Annotated in this window: 17 protein-coding genes; 10 read left to right on the forward strand and 7 right to left on the reverse strand. The window is 52.5% G+C overall.

Features of this window, described 5'->3' with window-relative positions; translation table 11 throughout:
- Window positions 1–8: 8 nt before the first annotated feature.
- Complete coding sequence (locus ACQKE4_RS11865; RefSeq protein WP_427388563.1) at window positions 9–1,379, reverse strand: AmpG family muropeptide MFS transporter; 1,371 nt, start codon at window positions 1,377–1,379, stop codon at window positions 9–11.
- A 96-nt stretch (window positions 1,380–1,475) separates the two neighbouring features.
- On the opposite strand from ACQKE4_RS11865, the gene ACQKE4_RS11870 reads away from it, so the two are divergent.
- From ACQKE4_RS11870 to ACQKE4_RS11895, 6 genes are all read left to right on the forward strand, one after another.
- On the forward strand, window positions 1,476–1,994 hold the full coding sequence (locus tag ACQKE4_RS11870) for an FKBP-type peptidyl-prolyl cis-trans isomerase (protein ID WP_427388564.1): 519 nt from the start codon (window positions 1,476–1,478) through the stop codon (window positions 1,992–1,994).
- 154 nt (window positions 1,995–2,148) lie between these two features.
- Complete coding sequence (gene ccoM / locus ACQKE4_RS11875) at window positions 2,149–2,271, forward strand: cytochrome c oxidase subunit CcoM (protein ID WP_290695011.1); 123 nt, start codon at window positions 2,149–2,151, stop codon at window positions 2,269–2,271.
- A 225-nt stretch (window positions 2,272–2,496) separates the two neighbouring features.
- Window positions 2,497–2,997: a hypothetical protein gene (locus tag ACQKE4_RS11880; protein WP_427388565.1), complete on the forward strand. Its 501-nt coding sequence runs from the start codon at window positions 2,497–2,499 to the stop codon at window positions 2,995–2,997.
- A gap of 86 nt (window positions 2,998–3,083) precedes the next feature.
- Entirely contained in the window at window positions 3,084–4,139 is a 1,056-nt protein-coding gene (locus ACQKE4_RS11885; protein WP_427388619.1) for a diguanylate cyclase domain-containing protein, read from the forward strand.
- Between the two features lie 153 nt (window positions 4,140–4,292).
- Complete coding sequence (locus tag ACQKE4_RS11890) at window positions 4,293–4,676, forward strand: hypothetical protein (protein ID WP_427388566.1); 384 nt, start codon at window positions 4,293–4,295, stop codon at window positions 4,674–4,676.
- Between the two features lie 8 nt (window positions 4,677–4,684).
- On the forward strand, window positions 4,685–5,893 hold the full coding sequence (locus ACQKE4_RS11895) for a PqqD family protein (RefSeq protein WP_427388567.1): 1,209 nt from the start codon (window positions 4,685–4,687) through the stop codon (window positions 5,891–5,893).
- Between the two features lie 4 nt (window positions 5,894–5,897).
- Here ACQKE4_RS11895 and ACQKE4_RS11900 read toward each other — a convergent pair whose 3' ends face one another.
- A complete protein-coding gene (locus ACQKE4_RS11900) occupies window positions 5,898–6,458 on the reverse strand; it encodes a transglycosylase SLT domain-containing protein (protein WP_427388569.1) in 561 nt (186 codons plus the stop codon).
- 85 nt (window positions 6,459–6,543) lie between these two features.
- Window positions 6,544–8,262, reverse strand: coding sequence for a proline--tRNA ligase (locus tag ACQKE4_RS11905; RefSeq protein WP_427388570.1), 1,719 nt, complete (start codon window positions 8,260–8,262; stop codon window positions 6,544–6,546).
- Between the two features lie 258 nt (window positions 8,263–8,520).
- Between ACQKE4_RS11905 and ACQKE4_RS11910 the strand changes: the two genes are divergently transcribed.
- Window positions 8,521–8,973, forward strand: a complete 453-nt coding sequence (locus tag ACQKE4_RS11910; RefSeq protein ID WP_290835691.1) for a hypothetical protein — start codon at window positions 8,521–8,523, stop codon at window positions 8,971–8,973.
- A gap of 359 nt (window positions 8,974–9,332) precedes the next feature.
- Here ACQKE4_RS11910 and ACQKE4_RS11915 read toward each other — a convergent pair.
- Window positions 9,333–10,186, reverse strand: a protein-coding gene (locus ACQKE4_RS11915) for an IS5 family transposase (protein WP_101146791.1) whose coding sequence is annotated in 2 segments (ribosomal slippage) — window positions 9,333–9,844 and window positions 9,844–10,186 — 855 coding nt in all. Because the reading frame shifts where the segments join, the coding sequence is not laid out codon by codon here.
- 9 nt (window positions 10,187–10,195) lie between these two features.
- Window positions 10,196–11,389, reverse strand: a complete 1,194-nt coding sequence (locus ACQKE4_RS11920; protein WP_427388572.1) for a benzoate/H(+) symporter BenE family transporter — start codon at window positions 11,387–11,389, stop codon at window positions 10,196–10,198.
- 147 nt (window positions 11,390–11,536) lie between these two features.
- Here ACQKE4_RS11920 and ACQKE4_RS11925 point away from each other — a divergent pair, with 147 nt between their 5' ends.
- Entirely contained in the window at window positions 11,537–12,157 is a 621-nt protein-coding gene (locus ACQKE4_RS11925; RefSeq protein WP_427388574.1) for a helix-turn-helix domain-containing protein, read from the forward strand.
- 10 nt (window positions 12,158–12,167) lie between these two features.
- On the opposite strand, the gene nfo is transcribed toward ACQKE4_RS11925, so the two are convergent.
- Window positions 12,168–13,004 carry a deoxyribonuclease IV gene (gene nfo / locus ACQKE4_RS11930; protein WP_427388576.1) on the reverse strand — a complete coding sequence of 279 codons (837 nt, stop codon included), beginning with the start codon at window positions 13,002–13,004 and terminating at the stop codon, window positions 12,168–12,170.
- 28 nt (window positions 13,005–13,032) lie between these two features.
- Window positions 13,033–13,788: a glycerophosphodiester phosphodiesterase family protein gene (locus tag ACQKE4_RS11935; protein WP_427388578.1), complete on the reverse strand. Its 756-nt coding sequence runs from the start codon at window positions 13,786–13,788 to the stop codon at window positions 13,033–13,035.
- Window positions 13,789–13,975: 187 nt separating this feature from the next.
- On the opposite strand from ACQKE4_RS11935, the gene ACQKE4_RS11940 reads away from it, so the two are divergent.
- Window positions 13,976–14,953, forward strand: a complete 978-nt coding sequence (locus ACQKE4_RS11940; protein ID WP_427388579.1) for an NADPH:quinone reductase — start codon at window positions 13,976–13,978, stop codon at window positions 14,951–14,953.
- Between the two features lie 280 nt (window positions 14,954–15,233).
- On the forward strand, window positions 15,234–17,168 hold the full coding sequence (locus tag ACQKE4_RS11945; protein ID WP_427388581.1) for an SLC13 family permease: 1,935 nt from the start codon (window positions 15,234–15,236) through the stop codon (window positions 17,166–17,168).
- Window positions 17,169–17,206 lie beyond the last annotated feature (38 nt).

A 17,206-nucleotide genomic window follows, 5' to 3' on the forward strand; every position in this document is an offset into this window, starting at 1 on the left:
AAGCCCGCTTATGCGGGCTTGGTAGCATTTGGCGTAGGCACCAACTGCTTGTCTCGGCTGATCCAGATCGCTAAAACAATCGCTGGTATGCCGAGCAGTGTGGCAATCACGAAAAAGCTCGGGTAGCCCTGAGCTGTAACCACCAGCCCACCAAAACCGCTTAAAAATTTACCTGGCAGTGTCATTAGCGACGAGAACAGCGCGTATTGTGTCGCGGTATATGCGCGCGAGGTAAGGCTTGAAAGAAAGGCGATGAACACCGCACTGGCCAAGCCATTGGCGAGGTTGTCACCAATAATGGTGATCACCAGCATAGGTAGCTGATTGCCGACCATGGCAAGTACTGCAAACAGTAAATTCGTTACCATCACCATGGCGGCACCGAAAATCAACAGCGGGCCGATGCCATAACGGGCCACGAAAAGTCCGCCTAAAATCCCGCCGGTAATACTCATCGCAATGCCAAAGATATTGGTCACATTAGCAATCTCTGCCAGCGTGAACCCCAAATCGATATACAGCGGGTTGGCCATAGATGCCATGGCCAAGTCGCTAATTCTAAACACTGCAATAAATACCAAAATCCACAGCGCTTTCACCCCGTATCGGCTGAAAAAATCGGTGAACGGGCAGACAAGAGCACCAATACTCCACGCACCCAAGCGGCGGAAAATCTTGGGTTTTCCACGGCTAGCGCGGATAAACGCACGTACCTTGGGTTCGTGAATAAGTTGAATGGAGAGCGATGCTCGCTTGGGCTCAGGACGTATTAGTACGGTTAGCACACCAATACCCATCAGTGCTGCCATGCTGAGATAGGCAACATCCCAAGAGGCAGAGGCTGCAATGTAGAGCGCCCCTGCACCTGCGGCCAGTAATCCTCCGCGATAGCCAATAATATAAGTTGAGGCCATGGCGGCTTGAACATCGTCGTCGGCCGACTCGATACGGTAGGCGTCAATCGCAATGTCTTGGGTCGCTGAGCCAAACGCGACAAGAAGCGCAAACATGGCCACTAAACCGAGGTTGCCTACCGGGCTAATACCGGCAAGGCCCACCAGTCCAGTCACAATGAGGCCTTGTGCCAATAGCATCCAGCCGCGCCGTTGACCGAATACGCGAGTTAAGAACGGCAGCGCTAGGCGGTCCACCACCGGGGCCCAGAAGAATTTGATGGAATAAAGCATGCCGATCCAGGCAAAAAAACCGATGGCCGCCACCTCAACGCCATCGCTACGCAGCCAAGCGGAAAGCGTTGAAAACACCAATAGAAAAGGCAGGCCTGCCGAAAACCCCAAAAACAGCATGGTGATAACGGGTGCGCGACAATAAATTGCCAGCGCTGCAAGCCAACTGCGCTGGGGGGTGGGGGTGGGCATCAAGCGATACTCCTCAAAGACGTTGGCAAGGGCCAAGTGATAAACTAAGCCAATAATCCATCACAAAGCCGACAGCTTACCGGAGAGGAGTTTTCCATGTCGATTACCGCGCATCAGGTAGTTACCTTGCACTATATTCTGAGTGATGTGCTAAGCGATGGCAGCAAGCGAATATTGGATGACTCCCATGCGCGCAATAAGCCGCTGGAGTACTTACATGGCCATGACAATATTGTACCGGGACTGGAGCGTGCCTTAGCAGGGCAAGCCAAAGACGCTGAGCTAAGCGTGCAACTGATGCCTGCCGATGCCTACGGGGTGCGCAACGAGGCGCTGGTGCAAGAGGTGAACCGTGCTTCTTTTGGTGGCGCTGAATTGTCGCCCGGCAGCAGTTTTCAAACAGAAGGTGAAGCTGGCCCACAAATTGTTACTGTACTGGAAGTTAATGGTGATCGGGTTACGGTTGATACTAACCATCCCCTAGCGGGTCGCACGCTTAACTATCGGGTGACTATCCTAGACATACGTGAAGCCACTCGCGCAGAGCTTGCCAAAGGGCATCCGCTACCGCCAGGCACCGAGCATAGTAAAGTTGAAGACCGAAAAGTGTTGTAGCCTTATGCAGAGCTAAAAGCAGCGCTAGAAATTGATCGGTATCAATTTCCTGTTTAAGCACTTTCCCCCGACCCTTATAACTTGACCTGGATCAGCTTTCTCCCGCCGTTGAGTGATTAGTATGAATGCATACATCACGGCGGGAGGAATCATCATGTATTGGGATGACACAGTAGTTTTTGGGTTAGCCACCGTCGCTTTGGTGATCGCTTTTATGGTGGGTTGGGTGGGCTTCGTGATTCGCGATCATCTACGCAAGGATGAGCGTAAAAAGTAGCCCAGCTATTTTACGTCAATGTTGTCAGGGGAGGGGGCTTATACATTTAGTAAGCTTCCTGTTGCCAGCCCAATTTGGGCTGGCTTTTTTTGGTTTAAAATAACCTCAGGTTGAACCTGCTCAACTGTGATTTAAAAGCCATGCGTTGAGAGACATGGTTTAAGAGCAAAATCAGGCGTGCTCTGGTAAAGTCCAGTGAAGTGAAAATTCACCAGGAAGCTTTACATGAACGCAGTTGCCTTACACCGCAGCCCATGGGTTCGTGCACGTGATCGGTTTGCGAGCGTCTTGCTGGTCGCTGGATTAGCGCTGCCCGCGACCGTGCTTGCCCAGGCCTTAAATTTAATCAATGGTGATGTCACCGAGAAGATCGCACTAAGTGACTTACGCGATATATCCGATACCAGCTTTACGCTTTATGACCCCTACCAAGGCCGTGAGGTCGAAATGCAGGGTGTGGCTTTTCAGACGTTTCTGATCGATCATTTTGGCCAAGTACCACCAGCGTTGCACTTTACCGCTTGGGATGACTACGAAGTGACGCTCGAAGAGTGGGATGATCCTAATTGGTATTTGATTACCTTGGAAGATGGCGCTCCCCTAACACTTCGTTCGCGCGGGCCTGTACGGCTAGTAGAGCGAGACTACGGTGATCGTGACGTTGAGAGCCTACGCGAGTTTAACGACTGGATTTGGATGATCCGCAGTATTGAGGCGAAGTGGTGACACTCAAACGCGTTGAGCAGTCGCTAATGCGGCCCCGGCCTTTTGCGCGGCAGCACCGTTATTTAACGTGGCTGTCGTTGAGCCTGATGAGCTTTTTGGGGCTCATGGTGCTGATTGTTTATGAGTCGCGTTGGGTATACCCCGAAATCCAAGCTTATTTCAGTCAAACCGGCAGTTTAACCGGCCAGCAATTGGCAACACGCTCGCGTGTTTATCTGCAAAACGCTCAAACTGAGTTATTGACTGAACAACCTGAAGTGGAAGCGTTTGATGCCTCTATCGCGCAAATAGAAATAGCTTACGGGCTATTTGATGTGCACGTTTATCGGCGCCAGTACGAGTGTACTGAACCAAGCTTGCGGGATTTAAATCAACTAATGGAGCGTTTAGAGCAGCGCGGTATTGGCCGCATTGACGCTTTGAGCGAGTTATTCGCCCCGATTCAGTGTTTGACACATATTGAAATGAGCCAGCTAGACCGCCGTGGCCAAGCGATCAATGATTTTTCTGAAAGCACCCGCCAGCACAACCAGGTGTTGACGTATTCAAGTCTATTAATCTTTGTGCTGGGATTAGCATTTTGGTGGCTCCACGAGCGCCAATTAAGACGCACTGATCATGCTACACAACAAACCTTTGAGTGGATGCAGCGCGCTATGCGCGACCCGCTGACCGGCATTGGAAATCGGAGTGCTTTGCATCAGGATGTGATGGCTAATCAGCATCACTCGCTAGGCCTTATTCTGATTGATATCGATTTCTTCAAACAGTACAACGATGCTGTGGGGCACCCTCAGGGCGACGCGTTATTACGTCAGTTAGCGGAGTTAATCGCCCATACCCTCAAAGATGAAGCGATGCTCTACCGATTGGGGGGCGATGAGTTTGCAGCATTGATCGACTGCCCCGATTCAAACACCCTGGGGAGTTACTGTCGTGAGCTGATCCAGGGACTTCACGGAGCTAATTTTCCGCACCCCGCTCATCCAGATAAAAAAGGGGTCACCCTAAGCGTGGGTGGTACATGTTTTATAGCCGGTGAAAAAGCATTTTCACTTGCTTACGAAGCGGCTGATAAAGCCCTATACCAGGTTAAAACAGCCGGACGCGACGGGTGGCAGGTGACTGAAGACGCAAAATAGCGTTTTAGTCCACAAACGCCGCTCATCATGTAAGTGCTTTGCAAAAAAAGAGTAAACAATGGGGAAGTGGCCTCGTTCAGTGGCGCTCTTACGCTACGTTGTTTAAAGTGAATACTGAAATCAAACGGTGTTCGATAACTGCGGAGAAAAGAGATGAGTCACAATGAAACGTCCACTTTGTTAAAGCAGCCTCGTTCGCGCCGGCAGGTGCTGGCAAGCCTTGGGTTAGGTGCGGCGGCGCTATACGTGGCACCGAGCCTGCTGTCGATGGATCAAGCGGAAGCGCGCGGCAAACATCGCTCAAAGCCCAGCTATTCACGTCCAAGCTATTCACGCCCCAGCTATTCCAGACCACGCCACTCTCGTCCGAATCATTCCCGTCACCATCACTCTCAATCGCATCACCACCGTGCACAATATTCACGTCCACGTCATCGGCATGACCCGTATGCCCGTGGCTATCAATCCCGCCCGCGCTGGGAGCGTGATGGAGTGATCGAACTGCGCATCAGTCGGCTGCTGCCAAATCGCTGGTGAGGTCAAATATGAACGCCATAACTGACTATGCGTTGCCTGGGTTAGGTCCCTGCTTAAGGCTGGTAGATGCGCAGCCATTGTTACCCGTTCTCCAGGCGGCGATGCCGGGCTGGGCATTAACGGAGTGCGCACGCCAGCCCGTTGAGCCAGATATCTGTGTATGGCAGCAAGAAGAAGGTTTCTGGCAGCAGGCGCCTGCACTGCCGAAAGGGATGTGGCTGGAAACCGCCGTGGGAACGGCGTGCAGCGTTATTGCTGATGTTTCGGGTGCTTTTTTACGCCAGCATCCCGATTACATTGGTTTGCACTGTGGCTCGGCTGAAATAGACGGCCAATTAGTGATTTTCCCAGAATCCCACCGTGCCGGTAAAAGTACCCTCACGTCTGCGTTTGCAGCCGTTGGGTTTCGTGTTTTTGGCGATGATGTGGTGGCGTTAACCCCTGAAGGCGAAGGCGTATCGCTGGGTATTGCCCCAAGACTTCGTTTGCCGCTACCCACGGGGATTGATAGCGAGTTTCAAAACTTTGTTAGCACCCACCAAGGCCCCAGCGATGACCGGTATGGCTATTTAGCACTTGATGATACGTTACTGGCTAGCCACGGTGTAAAGCGTCCGATCGGTGCCATCATATTGATTGATCGTGACAATAGTGTCACCAAGCCACAGCTGACCTCTTTGCAGCATGGCGAGGGGCTCTGGCAACTGCTACAGCAGAACTTTGCCGACACGCTCTCTGATCAAGTGCTGATGACTAAATTTTGGCCTCTAGTGCAGGGCATGCCCTGTTTTTTACTGCGTTACTCGGATGCTTATCAGGCGGCGGAATTTGTCGGGCGTCATCTTGGAGAGGCACTGAAAGGGCAACCGTCTAGCTATACGTCTCCCTCCTTTGAAGCCGTCATGCCTCAAGCGCCCTCGCTGAGTAGAAGCGATCAGCGTTGTTGGCGTGCACGTTCAACCGCGCATGAGTATCCCCTAGGCGATGAGCTATTTGTCATTATCGAAGAGGGGGGAGCCATTCATCGCATGAACGTGACTAGCCGGGCAGTGTGGCTACTTTTGCAAAATGAAGCGCTGGATATTGAGGAGTTAAGCAAAACCCTTACGGCGTTTTTTATGCCGATTTCACGAGAACAGGTATCTAAAGATGTGGCGTTGCTGCTGGGTCAGTTTTTAGCGGCCGGGTTAATTGAGTCAGTAGATTGTGCCAAATGAGCGTTTAGCGCCACGTATCACGCCAAGCGCGCATGACGCGTTCTGGGTACCAGGTTTGACCTAAACTGCCATTGTAGCGTGCTAGGGCGCGGGTAAAATCGCCATTTTCGATGGCGAGGTAATGCGCCAAAATGGTACAGCCATAGCGTAGATTACGTGGCGGGTGCGTTAAATCATCAATGGGTAACCCCAGCTCGCTGACCCAAAAAGGCATGATTTGCATTAACCCGACCGCACCTGCAGATGAAATGGCGTCTGCCTTAAAGGCACTCTCAACTTGAATCAAGGCGAGTATTAAATCAGGCGGCAGTCCAGCCAGCCTAGCTTCTTGGTAGATACGAGTGAGTAGCGTTTGCCGCTGTTCCGGGTCGCTGATAAAGCGCGTTAGCGGCGCATCCTTACGCATGCGCCACTGTTGCGCTGCCCACTGTTGCTGAGCCGTTTGATGTTGCTGATTGGCAGCTTCAAGCGTAGGGCGCAGCGCTTGGGGTAAGGGCTGGGCAGCTAGCGGTGTCATGCCGAACAGCATTAAAAGCGTGATCACGCTCAGGTTGGCTGCCAGCATGCTTGGCCACCCAGAGCCCAGCCACCGCGCGAGACTGCGCAAAGTGCCATGTGAAGCACTATGCGCGGTGGCAAGCTTAGTAATGTTAGCGGGCTTTCTCACGCAAAAAATCGATGATTTGATCCGCAGGCACCATCGTTGCATCGCTATCACGGCGGCCCTTGTACTCCAGTTCGCCGTTGTCTAACCCACGGTCACCAATCACTAAGCGGTGGGGAATGCCCATCAACTCAAGATCGGCAAATTTGACCCCAGGGCGGGTGTCGCGGTCATCCAGCAGCACATCTAATCCCGCCGCGCTGAGCGCTTGATAGAGGCGCTCGGACTCTTCACGAACACGTTGGGATTTGTGCGCATTCATCGGTACCAGCGCCACTTGGAACGGGGCAATCGCATTGGGCCAGATAATGCCGGATTGATCGTGATTCTGCTCAATCGCTGCGGCGACCACACGGGTCACACCAATGCCGTAGCAGCCCATCCACGGGTGGCTGGTTTTACCATTGTCGCCCAGTACGTTGGCATTCATGGCTTGGGAATATTTCTGGCCAAGCTGGAAAACGTGACCGACTTCAATGCCGCGCTTGATCGACAGTGTGCCTTGGCCATCGGGAGAAGGATCACCTTCGACGACATTACGCAGGTCGGCGACTTCTGGCAGGGCAACGTCACGCTCCCAGTTAATGCCGAAGTAGTGCTTGTCGTCGACATTGGCGCCAGCGCCGAAGTCGCTCATTAGCGCTACGCTACGGTCAATAATCACCGGCATGTTAAGGCCGATCGGGCCAAGCGAGCCGGGGCCAGCGCCAACGGCGGCGCGGATCTCTTCTTCGCTGGCCATCGTCAGCGGCGCGGCGATGGCGGCCAGGTTCTCTGCTTTCACTTCGTTAAGCTCATGGTCACCGCGAACCAACAGCGCGATGAGTCCCCCTTCAGCTGCGTGAACCATCAGCGTTTTAACGGTTTTTTCAATTGGCAGATTGAACTGCTTCACCAGTGTTGCGATGGTCTTGGCGTCTGGAGTGTCGACTAAGCGCAGCTCTTCGCTGGGCGCTGTGCGTGTCGCCTGGCTACCAAGTGGGGCAGGTAGCGCCTCGGCTTTTTCCATATTGGCCGCGTAGTCCGAAGAGTTGGAGAACACAATATCGTCTTCGCCGGAGTCCGCAAGCACGTGGAATTCGTGGGAGCCAGTGCCGCCGATTGAACCGTTGTCGGCGATCACCGGGCGGAAGTTAAGCCCTAAGCGGGTGAATATGCGCGTATAGGCATCGTACATATCCTGGTAGGTTTGCTTGAGCGACGCTTCATCCAGGTGGAAAGAGTAGGCGTCTTTCATTATGAATTCACGCGAACGCATTACCCCAAAGCGCGGGCGAATTTCATCGCGAAATTTGGTCTGAATCTGGTAGAAATTAACCGGCAACTGCTTATAGCTGGCAATCTCTTTACGCACTAAATCGGTAATCACCTCTTCATGGGTCGGGCCAACGCAGTAGTCGCGATCATGACGATCTTTCAGGCGGAGAAGCTCAGGGCCGTACTGCTCCCAACGGCCAGACTCCTGCCAAAGCTCAGCGGGCTGCACGGCGGGCATCAAGACTTCCTGAGCGCCTGCACGATCCATCTCTTCACGCACAATGGCTTCTACTTTGCGCAGGGTGCGCAGACCAAGCGGCAGCCACGTATAAAGGCCTGAGGTTAGGCGGCGAATCATCCCTGCACGTAGCATTAACTGGTGGCTAATGACTTCGGCGTCGGCCGGGGTTTCTTTCAGAGTGGCAATCAATAATTGGCTGGCGCGCATGGGCGTGAGCATTCCTTGGTTCTTGAAAAGGGGGTTTTTAAAATAGGTTCTTGAAAATGTGCTTAGAAGCGTTGAATGCAGGCATTGTACGGCTTAGTGGGTAAAGCGGCAAAATATGAAGTAATGGCACATAGCCTATGCTTTTGTCAGGTTGTGCTAGACTAGTCGAGTTTTAAGATACGTGAGTCGGAAAAAAATCGCTACGTCACAACGTTCTACACCGATTACCGTTACGTTTATTGATTTGAGGGAACCTCCATGCATCAAGCAGTTCGTCGCTGGCTAACAGGGGCCGTCGTTGGCGCCTCTGTCGTGGCATTAAGTGGTTGCGGCACGCTTTTTCATCCCGAACGCAAAGGCCAGTTGAGCGGTGATATCGATCCCGTTATTGCTATCGCCAATAGCGTTGGGCTGCTGTTCTTTATTGTTCCTGGGGTAATTGCTTACGCCGTGGATTTCTCTAATGGCACCATCTACCTGCCGGGCCGTAATAGCGCCTCAGTAGATGTTCACCAGTTAGACGACGCTATGGATGTGGCTTCTCTGGAAAAATTGCTTTCTGAAAAAGCCGGCCAGCCGGTGAGTTTAGAGAGTGAACTCGTCATGATTGAAGAGATGGATAGCCTAGATGAAGCGCTGGCCATGGTGCGGATGTCAGGCGTACTGGATGAAGAGAACCTGGCTAACATGGAAGTCATTACTGAAAGCTAGGCGGCATCAGCATTTAGTTAAGCCTAAAAGCTCAGACTGCACAGACATGAGCTTTTTTGCGCCACACGTTTCAGGGTGAGAAGGCGCAAAGTTATCCATACTGTGTGGGAGGGCGCTTTAGCGCGCGAAGGGTGCCGTAGGCACCCCTTAGGATACGCGGGCTATAAGCTCAAATATTCGCGAGCTAAAGCGCCCTCCCTCAAGTTTAGTTATTAGCCTAGCAAAGATAATTCCACACGGAGTGATGGATAGTTTTTTATAGCTCTACCTTTTAACGAGTTAACCTCACTCAGTTTTAAAAGAAGCCAACTTCAGCGTGATTAACCCTGCCACTAATCCCCAGAAAGCACCGCCAATGCCTAGGTTTTGTACGAAAAGTTGGCTCGCAAGCAACGGTCGATGCACGCCACGCATACCATCGCCTTAAAGCTACTTGCCAGCTTTTCATAGCGTGTGGCGATGCGGCGACATTCTTTAAGCCAGCCAAAGCAGCGTTCTATCGCATTCCGTTGACGATATTTGGGTTTATCGAACCGTCTGGGTAGACCAGGCCGGATTCTTCGGTGCATGTTGCGCTGAGCAATCACGGGTTTCATGCCGTGCCTGTCGCAGTAATGACGCAGCTCATCGCTGTCATATCCTTTATCAGCCACCATATAGCGACTACGTTTGCGAGGGCGCCCGACGCTACCTGGTAGATGAACTCTCTCCAATGTCGGAATGAAGTGCCGAGAATCTGCCTCTTGACCAGGGGACAGCGTGAACGCCAGTGGCCAGCCATGGCGATCACAAACCAAATGAATTTTGGTGGTTAAACCGCCGCGACTGCGGCCAAGTGCATGGTCTAGCGGTTCTTTCGAGCCCCCTTTTTACCGCCTCCAGCGGCAGCGCGTGTGGCCCGCACGGAAGTGGCGTCGATCATCCACGTGTCCAAGTCCATAAGCCCATCTTCACGTAATTTGAGCTGCAAGCGAGAAAGTACCGCTTCAAAGGTGCCGTCATCACGCCACTTGCGGAACCGGTCATACACCGTCGACCAAGGACCATATCGCTCGGGTAAATCACGCCATTTGGCGCCAGAGCACAGCACCCAGAAGATACCATTGAGCATTTTTCGGTCATCCCGTCTGGGCCTGCCCATGGTTTGAGGGGGCGACACGATATCTTCAATCTGTGCCCAGCCGTCATCAGAGATCTCGTAACGTCCGACCATTTTTTTCCCCTATGCTGCTTTTGCATAGGTAAAATTAGCAGATAAGGCTTTTCGTACAAAACCTAATAGCGTGACGCCGGAGCCCGTCAACAGAAATGTGATAATGGCTGCGTCGCGATGTGTGGGGTCATGAAAAGCGTTCGCTAGACCACCGCCTAATGTTGCCAGTAGTGCAATGCCCGCCAAGGCCATCACTAATACCGTAGGTAGTGCCATAAAAATACCCGTCACGGTAGCGCCAAAAATACCCATCCCAAGATAGAAAACCCCGGCGGCTACCCCTGCGGTGTAGCGTCGTTTTGGATCTGCATGAGCATCAGGTCCTAAACAAACCGCTGCGCTAATCGCCGCCATATTAAATGCATAGCCACCAAAAGGGGCTAATAGCAGCGAGGCACCACCTGTCCAGCCAATCAGTGGTGAGCTATTTGGGCGGTAACCCGCTGCACGCAGTACGGCGACACCTGGCAGGTTTTGTGTTGCCATAGTGATGACAAAGAGCGGTATACCAACGCCAATCAGTGTTGCGAGGGTAAACGTTGGCGCAGTAAACACAGGCATGGTGGGCGCCAGCGAAATACCCTGTAAGTTAATCTGCCCTTGCATGGCAGCAACCGTTAAGCCAATGATCAGCACACCGGGTACGGCTAATGATGGCCATAACCGTCTTCCTGCTATCCAAGTGGCTAGCATAGTAAGTGGCATTAACCACTGGCTTTCCATCACCACAAACAGCTCTAGCCCAAAGCGCAGCAAAATACCCGCCAGCATGGCCGAGGCGATCGAGCTGGGTATATAGCGCATCAAGCGTTCAAATAGCCCGCTGACACCGCATAGCGTGATTAACAATGCAGAAAATAGAAACGCACCAATGGCCTCTTCCATGGGGATACCCGGTAGGCTGGTAACGAGGAACGCCGCGCCAGGCGTAGACCAGGCCGTGAGCAAAGGCATGCGGTAGTGTAATGACAAGCCTAGGGAGGTGGCTCCCATGCCAATGCCCAAGGCCCACAGCCAGGAACTGATTTGAGCAGGTGATGCTCCAGCCGCCGCAGCGGCCTGAAAAATAATCGCCGCTGAGCTGGTATAGCCAATAATCACCGCGACAAAACCTGCGGTAATGCTTGATAGGCTAATATCTCGGCGCAACGAAGGTCGCCGCTCTGATGTTTGGGCTAAATGTTGTGTTGTCGTTTTATGCATGACAACCTCCCGCGAAGCGTCAACTTGGGTGTGCGTTATAGCGCACGAATCGGGCATGCTATCATTGTGCGTAATAACGCACAATGCGCGCGGTAGAGTATCAAGCCGAATGGATGACATTAAATAGTCTAATGAGATGGGGGAGATATGGCAGAGAATGATTCAGGCACACAAACCCAGACGATAGAGCCGCCCCCGACCATTGCGGGGCATATCGCGGGCACCGTAAAGCGGTTGCGTAAAGAGCGCAGTTGGAGTTTGGATCGTACCGCGGGTGAAACCGGCGTTAGCAAGGCCATGCTGGGCCAAATCGAGCGTGGCGAATCCAGCCCAACAGTCTCAACGCTATGGAAAATCGCCAGCGGTTTTCGAGTGTCGTTTTCTACGCTGTTTGATAGCGCAAAACCTGCGTTAGGCGAACTGCATCGCAATGGCCTGGAGTCGGTCTGGGGAGATGATAGCGTCGGCATGAAAGCCCGCTTACTGTTCCCTTATGACCCGCTACTTGGTTTTGAAATGTTTATGATTGAGCTTGCCCCAGGCGCCTTGAGTGAATCGTCTCCCCATGCCAGTGGGGTGGTTGAACACATTGTAGTCATAGAGGGGCAGATGGAGCTGTGCATTGATGGGCGGTGGCAAACGCTGCATGAAGGCGAGGGCATTCGTTTTTTTGCTGACCGGCCTCACTCAATGCGCAATGCCACCGATACGCGGCTGCGCTGCCACGATGTGATTCACTACTTGCCCGGCGCGGCCTCTGGTGCTTGAGCGCGCTTGGCTATTGTGCGCGTAGCCAGGCGATCTCATCTGCCCATATTTCGGGTTCAATGGTCTCTAAAATCATTGGAATAGCGTTAATGCGCTTGTCCTGCATAATCGTTGTAAACGCTGGCAAGCCGATATTGCCTTTACCCAGGCTGTGATGCCGGTCAACGCGGCTGGCGAACTCGCTTTTGGCATCGTTTAAGTGCATGCCACGCAGGTATTCAAAGCCCACCACGCTACCTAGTTCATCGAGTGTAGCTTGGGTTGCCTCAGCGCTGCGCAAATCGTAGCCCGCCGCGAAAGCGTGGCAGGTATCGATGCATACGCCCACCCGGGTTTTGTCATCCACTTGAGCAATAATTTCGGCTAAATGCTCAAAGCGCCAACCCAAATTGGTACCTTGCCCGGCAGTGTTTTCAATTACCGCCGTGACGCCTTGGGTATGCGTTAACGCTTCATTGACGGACTCAGCAATGCGCTTTAAACAGTCGCTTTCACTGATTTTGTTCAGGTGGCTACCCGGATGGAAATTAAGTAGCGTCAGCCCGAGTTGCTCGCAGCGTTGCATCTCATCCAAGAAGGCATGGCGAGATTTGCGCAGGCCTTCTTGTTCTGGGTGGCCGAGGTTAATCAGGTAACTGTCGTGGGGCAAAATCTGTTCAGGGGTGAAGTGGTGTTCGCTACAGGCATCACGAAAGGCTTGGATCGCTTCATCCGTCAGCGGCTTACCTTGCCACTGGCGCTGGTTTTTGGTGAATAAGGCGAAGGCATCCGCGCCTATTTCTACTGCCCGGTGAACGGCTTGGTCTGCGCCGCCGGCGGCGCTCACGTGGGCTCCTAGGTACTTCACGGTTGACTCCTTATTTTGATGAGTGTGCTTAATGGCTATCTAAAAAACGCTTAAAAGCCGCGGGCTCATCGGTAATAACACTGGCGATGCCCCACTCCCAGCGGCTATGAAAGGCGCTAGGGTCATTGGCGGTGTAGCATAGAATTTGATAACCATCGCGCTGCATGGCATCGGCTTGAGTGCGCTTTAAGCGCGGCCAGTCAGGATGCACGCTGAAGGCTTCAATGGCTTCACACTGTGCCCGCCAGGTTTTGGGCACGCTGCCAAATAGCACGCCAAGCGCTAGCCGTTCTTTGCTTGCAAACTGACGGCAGTGGCTTAGGGCTGTGGCATTAAATGAAGAGATAATCAGCCGTTCTGGGGGTAGGGTATCCAACATTATTGGTAGGGTGCGATCAACCAGCGCGATAGGGTCGCGGCCTTTGTTGACCTTGATTTCCATATTGACGCCCATTTCCAGCTCGTTTAGCAATGCAAGCATAGCCTCTAAACTCGCCATTTTTTCGCCTGAAAAGCGGTCGCCAAACCAACTGCCTACATCTAAGCTCTTGGCTTTTTCCCAATCCATCGCCGCCAACTCCCCACGCCCGTTTGAGCAGCGTGCTACGTCAGCATCGTGCCAAATGACCGGGGTGCCGTCGCCTAGTAGCTGCACGTCTAGCTCTACCCAGGAGGCACCCGCTTGATGAGCAGCACGGACGGCCGCTAAGGTGTTTTCGGGGGCCGCAGCGGAGTAACCACGGTGGGCAACCAGAGGGGGGACTTGAATAGCGGGGTGCGTCATGACAAATCTCTAAGCCTTAGACGGAAAAATTAACATTAGTCTAGCATGGGTGCATGACAACTGGGTTTCAGCCTAATAGGTAATGGCGTGGGTATAAATACGCAAAGTAGCTGGCTTGATTTATCGCCCCCGACGCGCTTGTATAGCGGCTCTTGCCAAGAAACTTACAACTAATAAGGAAATACTAATGTCCAAGCGTATTCAATTTGCTCGTACAGGTGGTTCTGAAGTACTTGAACTGGTCGACGTTGCGCCTGTTGAACCCGGCCAGGGTGAAGTCCGTATTGCCAATAAAGCCGTTGGTCTCAATTTTATCGATATTTATTTTCGCACCGGCCTATATCCTGCCCCCGCGATGCCTTCTGGTTTAGGCACTGAAGGTGCGGGCGTGGTGGATGCTGTGGGTGAAGGTGTCACGCATTTAAACGTTGGTGACCGCGTGGCTTATGCCCAAGGCCCGCTGGGTGCCTATGCTGAGCTTCACAGCCTGCCCGCCGATAAAGTGGTCAAGCTACCCGACTTCGTGGATTTTGAAACGGCGGCGGCCAGTATGCTTAAGGGCCTGACCGTGCAGTATCTGCTGCGCCAAACCTATGAACTCAAAGGCGGTGAAACCATTCTATTTCACGCCGCTGCCGGTGGGGTGGGTTCGATTGCTTGTCAGTGGGCGAAGTCGCTGGGGGTAAAGCTTATCGGTACCGTTAGCTCCAAGGAAAAGGCTGATCTCGCTATGGCCAATGGCGCTTGGGCAACGATCAATTATAGCGAAGAGAATGTGATTGAGCGTGTTCGTGAGCTAACTAATGGCGCTATGTGCGATGTGGTCTATGATTCGGTGGGTAAAGATACCTGGGAAATGTCGTTGGATTGTCTGAAGCCCCGCGGATTAATGGTCAGTTTTGGCAATGCTTCTGGGCCGGTCGATGGCGTTAATATCGGGATTCTTAATCAGAAAGGCGCGCTTTACGTCACACGGCCAAGTCTTAACGGCTACGCTGACACCCGCGAGCGCTTGGAAATGATGTGTGAAGATTTCTTCTCCATGATCGAAAGCGGTAAAGTCAGAATCGATATCGCTAACCGTTACCCATTAGCAGAAGTGGGCAAGGCGCAAGACGCACTGCAAAGCCGTAAAACCACCGGCTCGACGATTCTGTTGCCGTAGCTAGTGTGCTTAACTCGGCATGTAGCTTAGCGCTCGTAACGTCTTCCAAACTACTGTTTCTCAAGACAACGTAACTGCTGTATGTGCTTCCAAAACAGCTCGGCATTGCCGGGCTGTTTTGCTTTCTCAACGCGTTAGGTTTATCGCAATGGGCGTTTGCAGGGGCTATACGTGTGTATAGTAAACGTCTAATGTGCAAGGGGGATGGCCATGCCCTAAGCATGGCGTAGATCAATCGTAGGCTGCCCTTATGAAAGGGTGGCAAGGGAGTAGGAAAAGGATGTCGATTGAAGACATGGCGCTTACACCGAGTACGCTAGTGTTTATCGTGTTGGGACTGACGTTGGCGGCTTTTATATGGGGGCGGTTTCGCTATGACTTGGTTGCCCTGGCGGCGCTGCTAGGTTCGGTAATGTTGGGGCTGGTGCCCGCAGAAAGTGCTTTTATGGGGTTTGGTCATCCAGCGGTTATTACCGTGGCGGCGGTGTTGGTGCTTAGCCGGGGATTTGAGCGCTCTGGGGTGGTCGATATTATTGCCAATCAAGTGCTTAAAGTGGGGGAGAACCTGTTCCTTCAGCTATTGGTATTAGTGGGTACTGTGGTGATGTTGTCGGGTGTTATGAATAACGTAGGTGCTTTAGCGCTACTACTTCCTGTTGCCATGCGGCTGGCACGTGAACATAACACCTCACCTTCATTACTGCTGATGCCCTTGGCCTTTGGCTCTTTGTTAGGTGGTCTAACCACGCTTATTGGTACGCCGCCTAATATTATTATTTCCAGTTATCGGGGTGAGGTAACGGGCGATACGTTTAGCATGTTCAGCTTTTCGCCAGTCGGTATTGTGGTAGCACTGGTAGGGCTCGCGTTTATTGTGCTGATTGGCTGGCGCTTAACGCCTAAGCGCAGTGGCCAAGCATCGACTAATGATATGTTTGATACTGCTAACTACTTGGTCGAATTAAAAGTTGGCGAAGAGTCAAAAGCTAATGGTTTAACGCTGCAGCAATTGCGCGATGAACTGGATGAGACCATCCCTGTATTGGCGGTGGTGCGGGATGATAACCGTCGTGCTGGATACAATTTTCATGGCACCTTACAAGAGGGCGATATTCTGCTGTTAGAGGCAGGCCCTGATGAACTTCAGTTACTGGAGGATAAAGTCGGACTGAGTGCGATTGCTGAGCTTGAGGATGATGCTGAGACTATCGAGACCGAACAGTCGGACGTTGCAAGTGACCCTGAGAATAACATTGAGCGCAACGCTGAGGGCGATGCTGAGAATGACGTTGGGAGCGATAAAAAAGAAGATGCGAAAGATGAAGATGCGCCCAAAGAGCGTAAGCCAGTGGATACCGAGGGCTTACAGCTAATTGAGGCTGTGGTGCGCAATGATTCAATGATGATTAACCGCAGCGTGCGTCAGCTTCGCCTTAATCACCAGTTTGGTTTGCACCTAGTGGCGGTTGCCCGGGATGGCGGGCGCTTGAAGCAGCGTTTACGTGATATCCGTTTTAAGAATGGTGACATTTTGCTTCTGCAGGGTAGTGAAAATGAGATATCTGAAAGCCTCGCCTCGCTGGGCTGCTTGCCGCTGGCAAAGCGCGATTTGCACTTAGGTCAGCCGCGTAAATTGGTCTTGTCGATCGCCATTTTCGCCTTGGCCATTATTGCGATGCTGTTTGATTTACTGCCTGCCGCTGTGGCGATGAGTACCGCCGCGCTGATCTCGTTATTGATTGGCGTACTGCCGCTACGTGAAGGGTACCAAGCTATTGATGGCCCGGTGATTGTGCTGCTAGCGGCGATGATTCCGGTGGGTGAGGCATTGGAAACCAGTGGTGGTGCAGACTTAGTTGCTAATTCATTGCTTTATTTTGGTAGCGACTGGCCAGTCGTTATCACCATGGTTGGGCTTTTTTTACTCTGCATGCTGCTCTCCAATGTGGTTAACAATGCCGCTGCAGCACTGCTGATGGCACCAATAGCAGTAAGCCTAGCCAATGGCTTTAACGTCTCTATAGACCCGTTCTTGATGGTAGTGGCCATCAGTGCCTCTTGTGCCTTTTTAACCCCGATTGGGCATCAATCGAATACCCTGGTGCTAGGCCCAGGAGGGTATCGCTTTGGTGATTACTGGAAGCTGGGTCTACCGCTTTCATTAGTGGTGCTGGCGGTAGCTATTCCGATGATTCTATTGGTATGGCCACTTTAAAACGCGGAAAGTAGCGCTCGGTCTGATAGGTTTGACTG

Source organism: Halomonas sp. NPDC076908 (genome assembly GCF_050269715.1).
GTDB lineage: Bacteria > Pseudomonadota > Gammaproteobacteria > Pseudomonadales > Halomonadaceae > Vreelandella.

What these genes read in the sequence shown, in the direction of transcription:
- ACQKE4_RS11865 (WP_427388563.1), bottom strand. Translation starts at nt 1,379, where the DNA reads ATGCCCACCCCCACCCCCCAGCGCAGTTGGCTTGCAGCGCTGGCAATT.
- ACQKE4_RS11870 (WP_427388564.1), top strand. Translation starts at nt 1,476, where the DNA reads ATGTCGATTACCGCGCATCAGGTAGTTACCTTGCACTATATTCTGAGT.
- ccoM (WP_290695011.1), top strand. Translation starts at nt 2,149, where the DNA reads ATGTATTGGGATGACACAGTAGTTTTTGGGTTAGCCACCGTCGCTTTG.
- ACQKE4_RS11880 (WP_427388565.1), top strand. Translation starts at nt 2,497, where the DNA reads ATGAACGCAGTTGCCTTACACCGCAGCCCATGGGTTCGTGCACGTGAT.
- ACQKE4_RS11885 (WP_427388619.1), top strand. Translation starts at nt 3,084, where the DNA reads ATGAGCTTTTTGGGGCTCATGGTGCTGATTGTTTATGAGTCGCGTTGG.
- ACQKE4_RS11890 (WP_427388566.1), top strand. Translation starts at nt 4,293, where the DNA reads ATGAGTCACAATGAAACGTCCACTTTGTTAAAGCAGCCTCGTTCGCGC.
- ACQKE4_RS11895 (WP_427388567.1), top strand. Translation starts at nt 4,685, where the DNA reads ATGAACGCCATAACTGACTATGCGTTGCCTGGGTTAGGTCCCTGCTTA.
- ACQKE4_RS11900 (WP_427388569.1), bottom strand. Translation starts at nt 6,458, where the DNA reads ATGCTGGCAGCCAACCTGAGCGTGATCACGCTTTTAATGCTGTTCGGC.
- ACQKE4_RS11905 (WP_427388570.1), bottom strand. Translation starts at nt 8,262, where the DNA reads ATGCGCGCCAGCCAATTATTGATTGCCACTCTGAAAGAAACCCCGGCC.
- ACQKE4_RS11910 (WP_290835691.1), top strand. Translation starts at nt 8,521, where the DNA reads ATGCATCAAGCAGTTCGTCGCTGGCTAACAGGGGCCGTCGTTGGCGCC.
- ACQKE4_RS11920 (WP_427388572.1), bottom strand. Translation starts at nt 11,389, where the DNA reads ATGCATAAAACGACAACACAACATTTAGCCCAAACATCAGAGCGGCGA.
- ACQKE4_RS11925 (WP_427388574.1), top strand. Translation starts at nt 11,537, where the DNA reads ATGGCAGAGAATGATTCAGGCACACAAACCCAGACGATAGAGCCGCCC.
- ACQKE4_RS11935 (WP_427388578.1), bottom strand. Translation starts at nt 13,788, where the DNA reads ATGACGCACCCCGCTATTCAAGTCCCCCCTCTGGTTGCCCACCGTGGT.
- ACQKE4_RS11940 (WP_427388579.1), top strand. Translation starts at nt 13,976, where the DNA reads ATGTCCAAGCGTATTCAATTTGCTCGTACAGGTGGTTCTGAAGTACTT.
- ACQKE4_RS11945 (WP_427388581.1), top strand. Translation starts at nt 15,234, where the DNA reads ATGTCGATTGAAGACATGGCGCTTACACCGAGTACGCTAGTGTTTATC.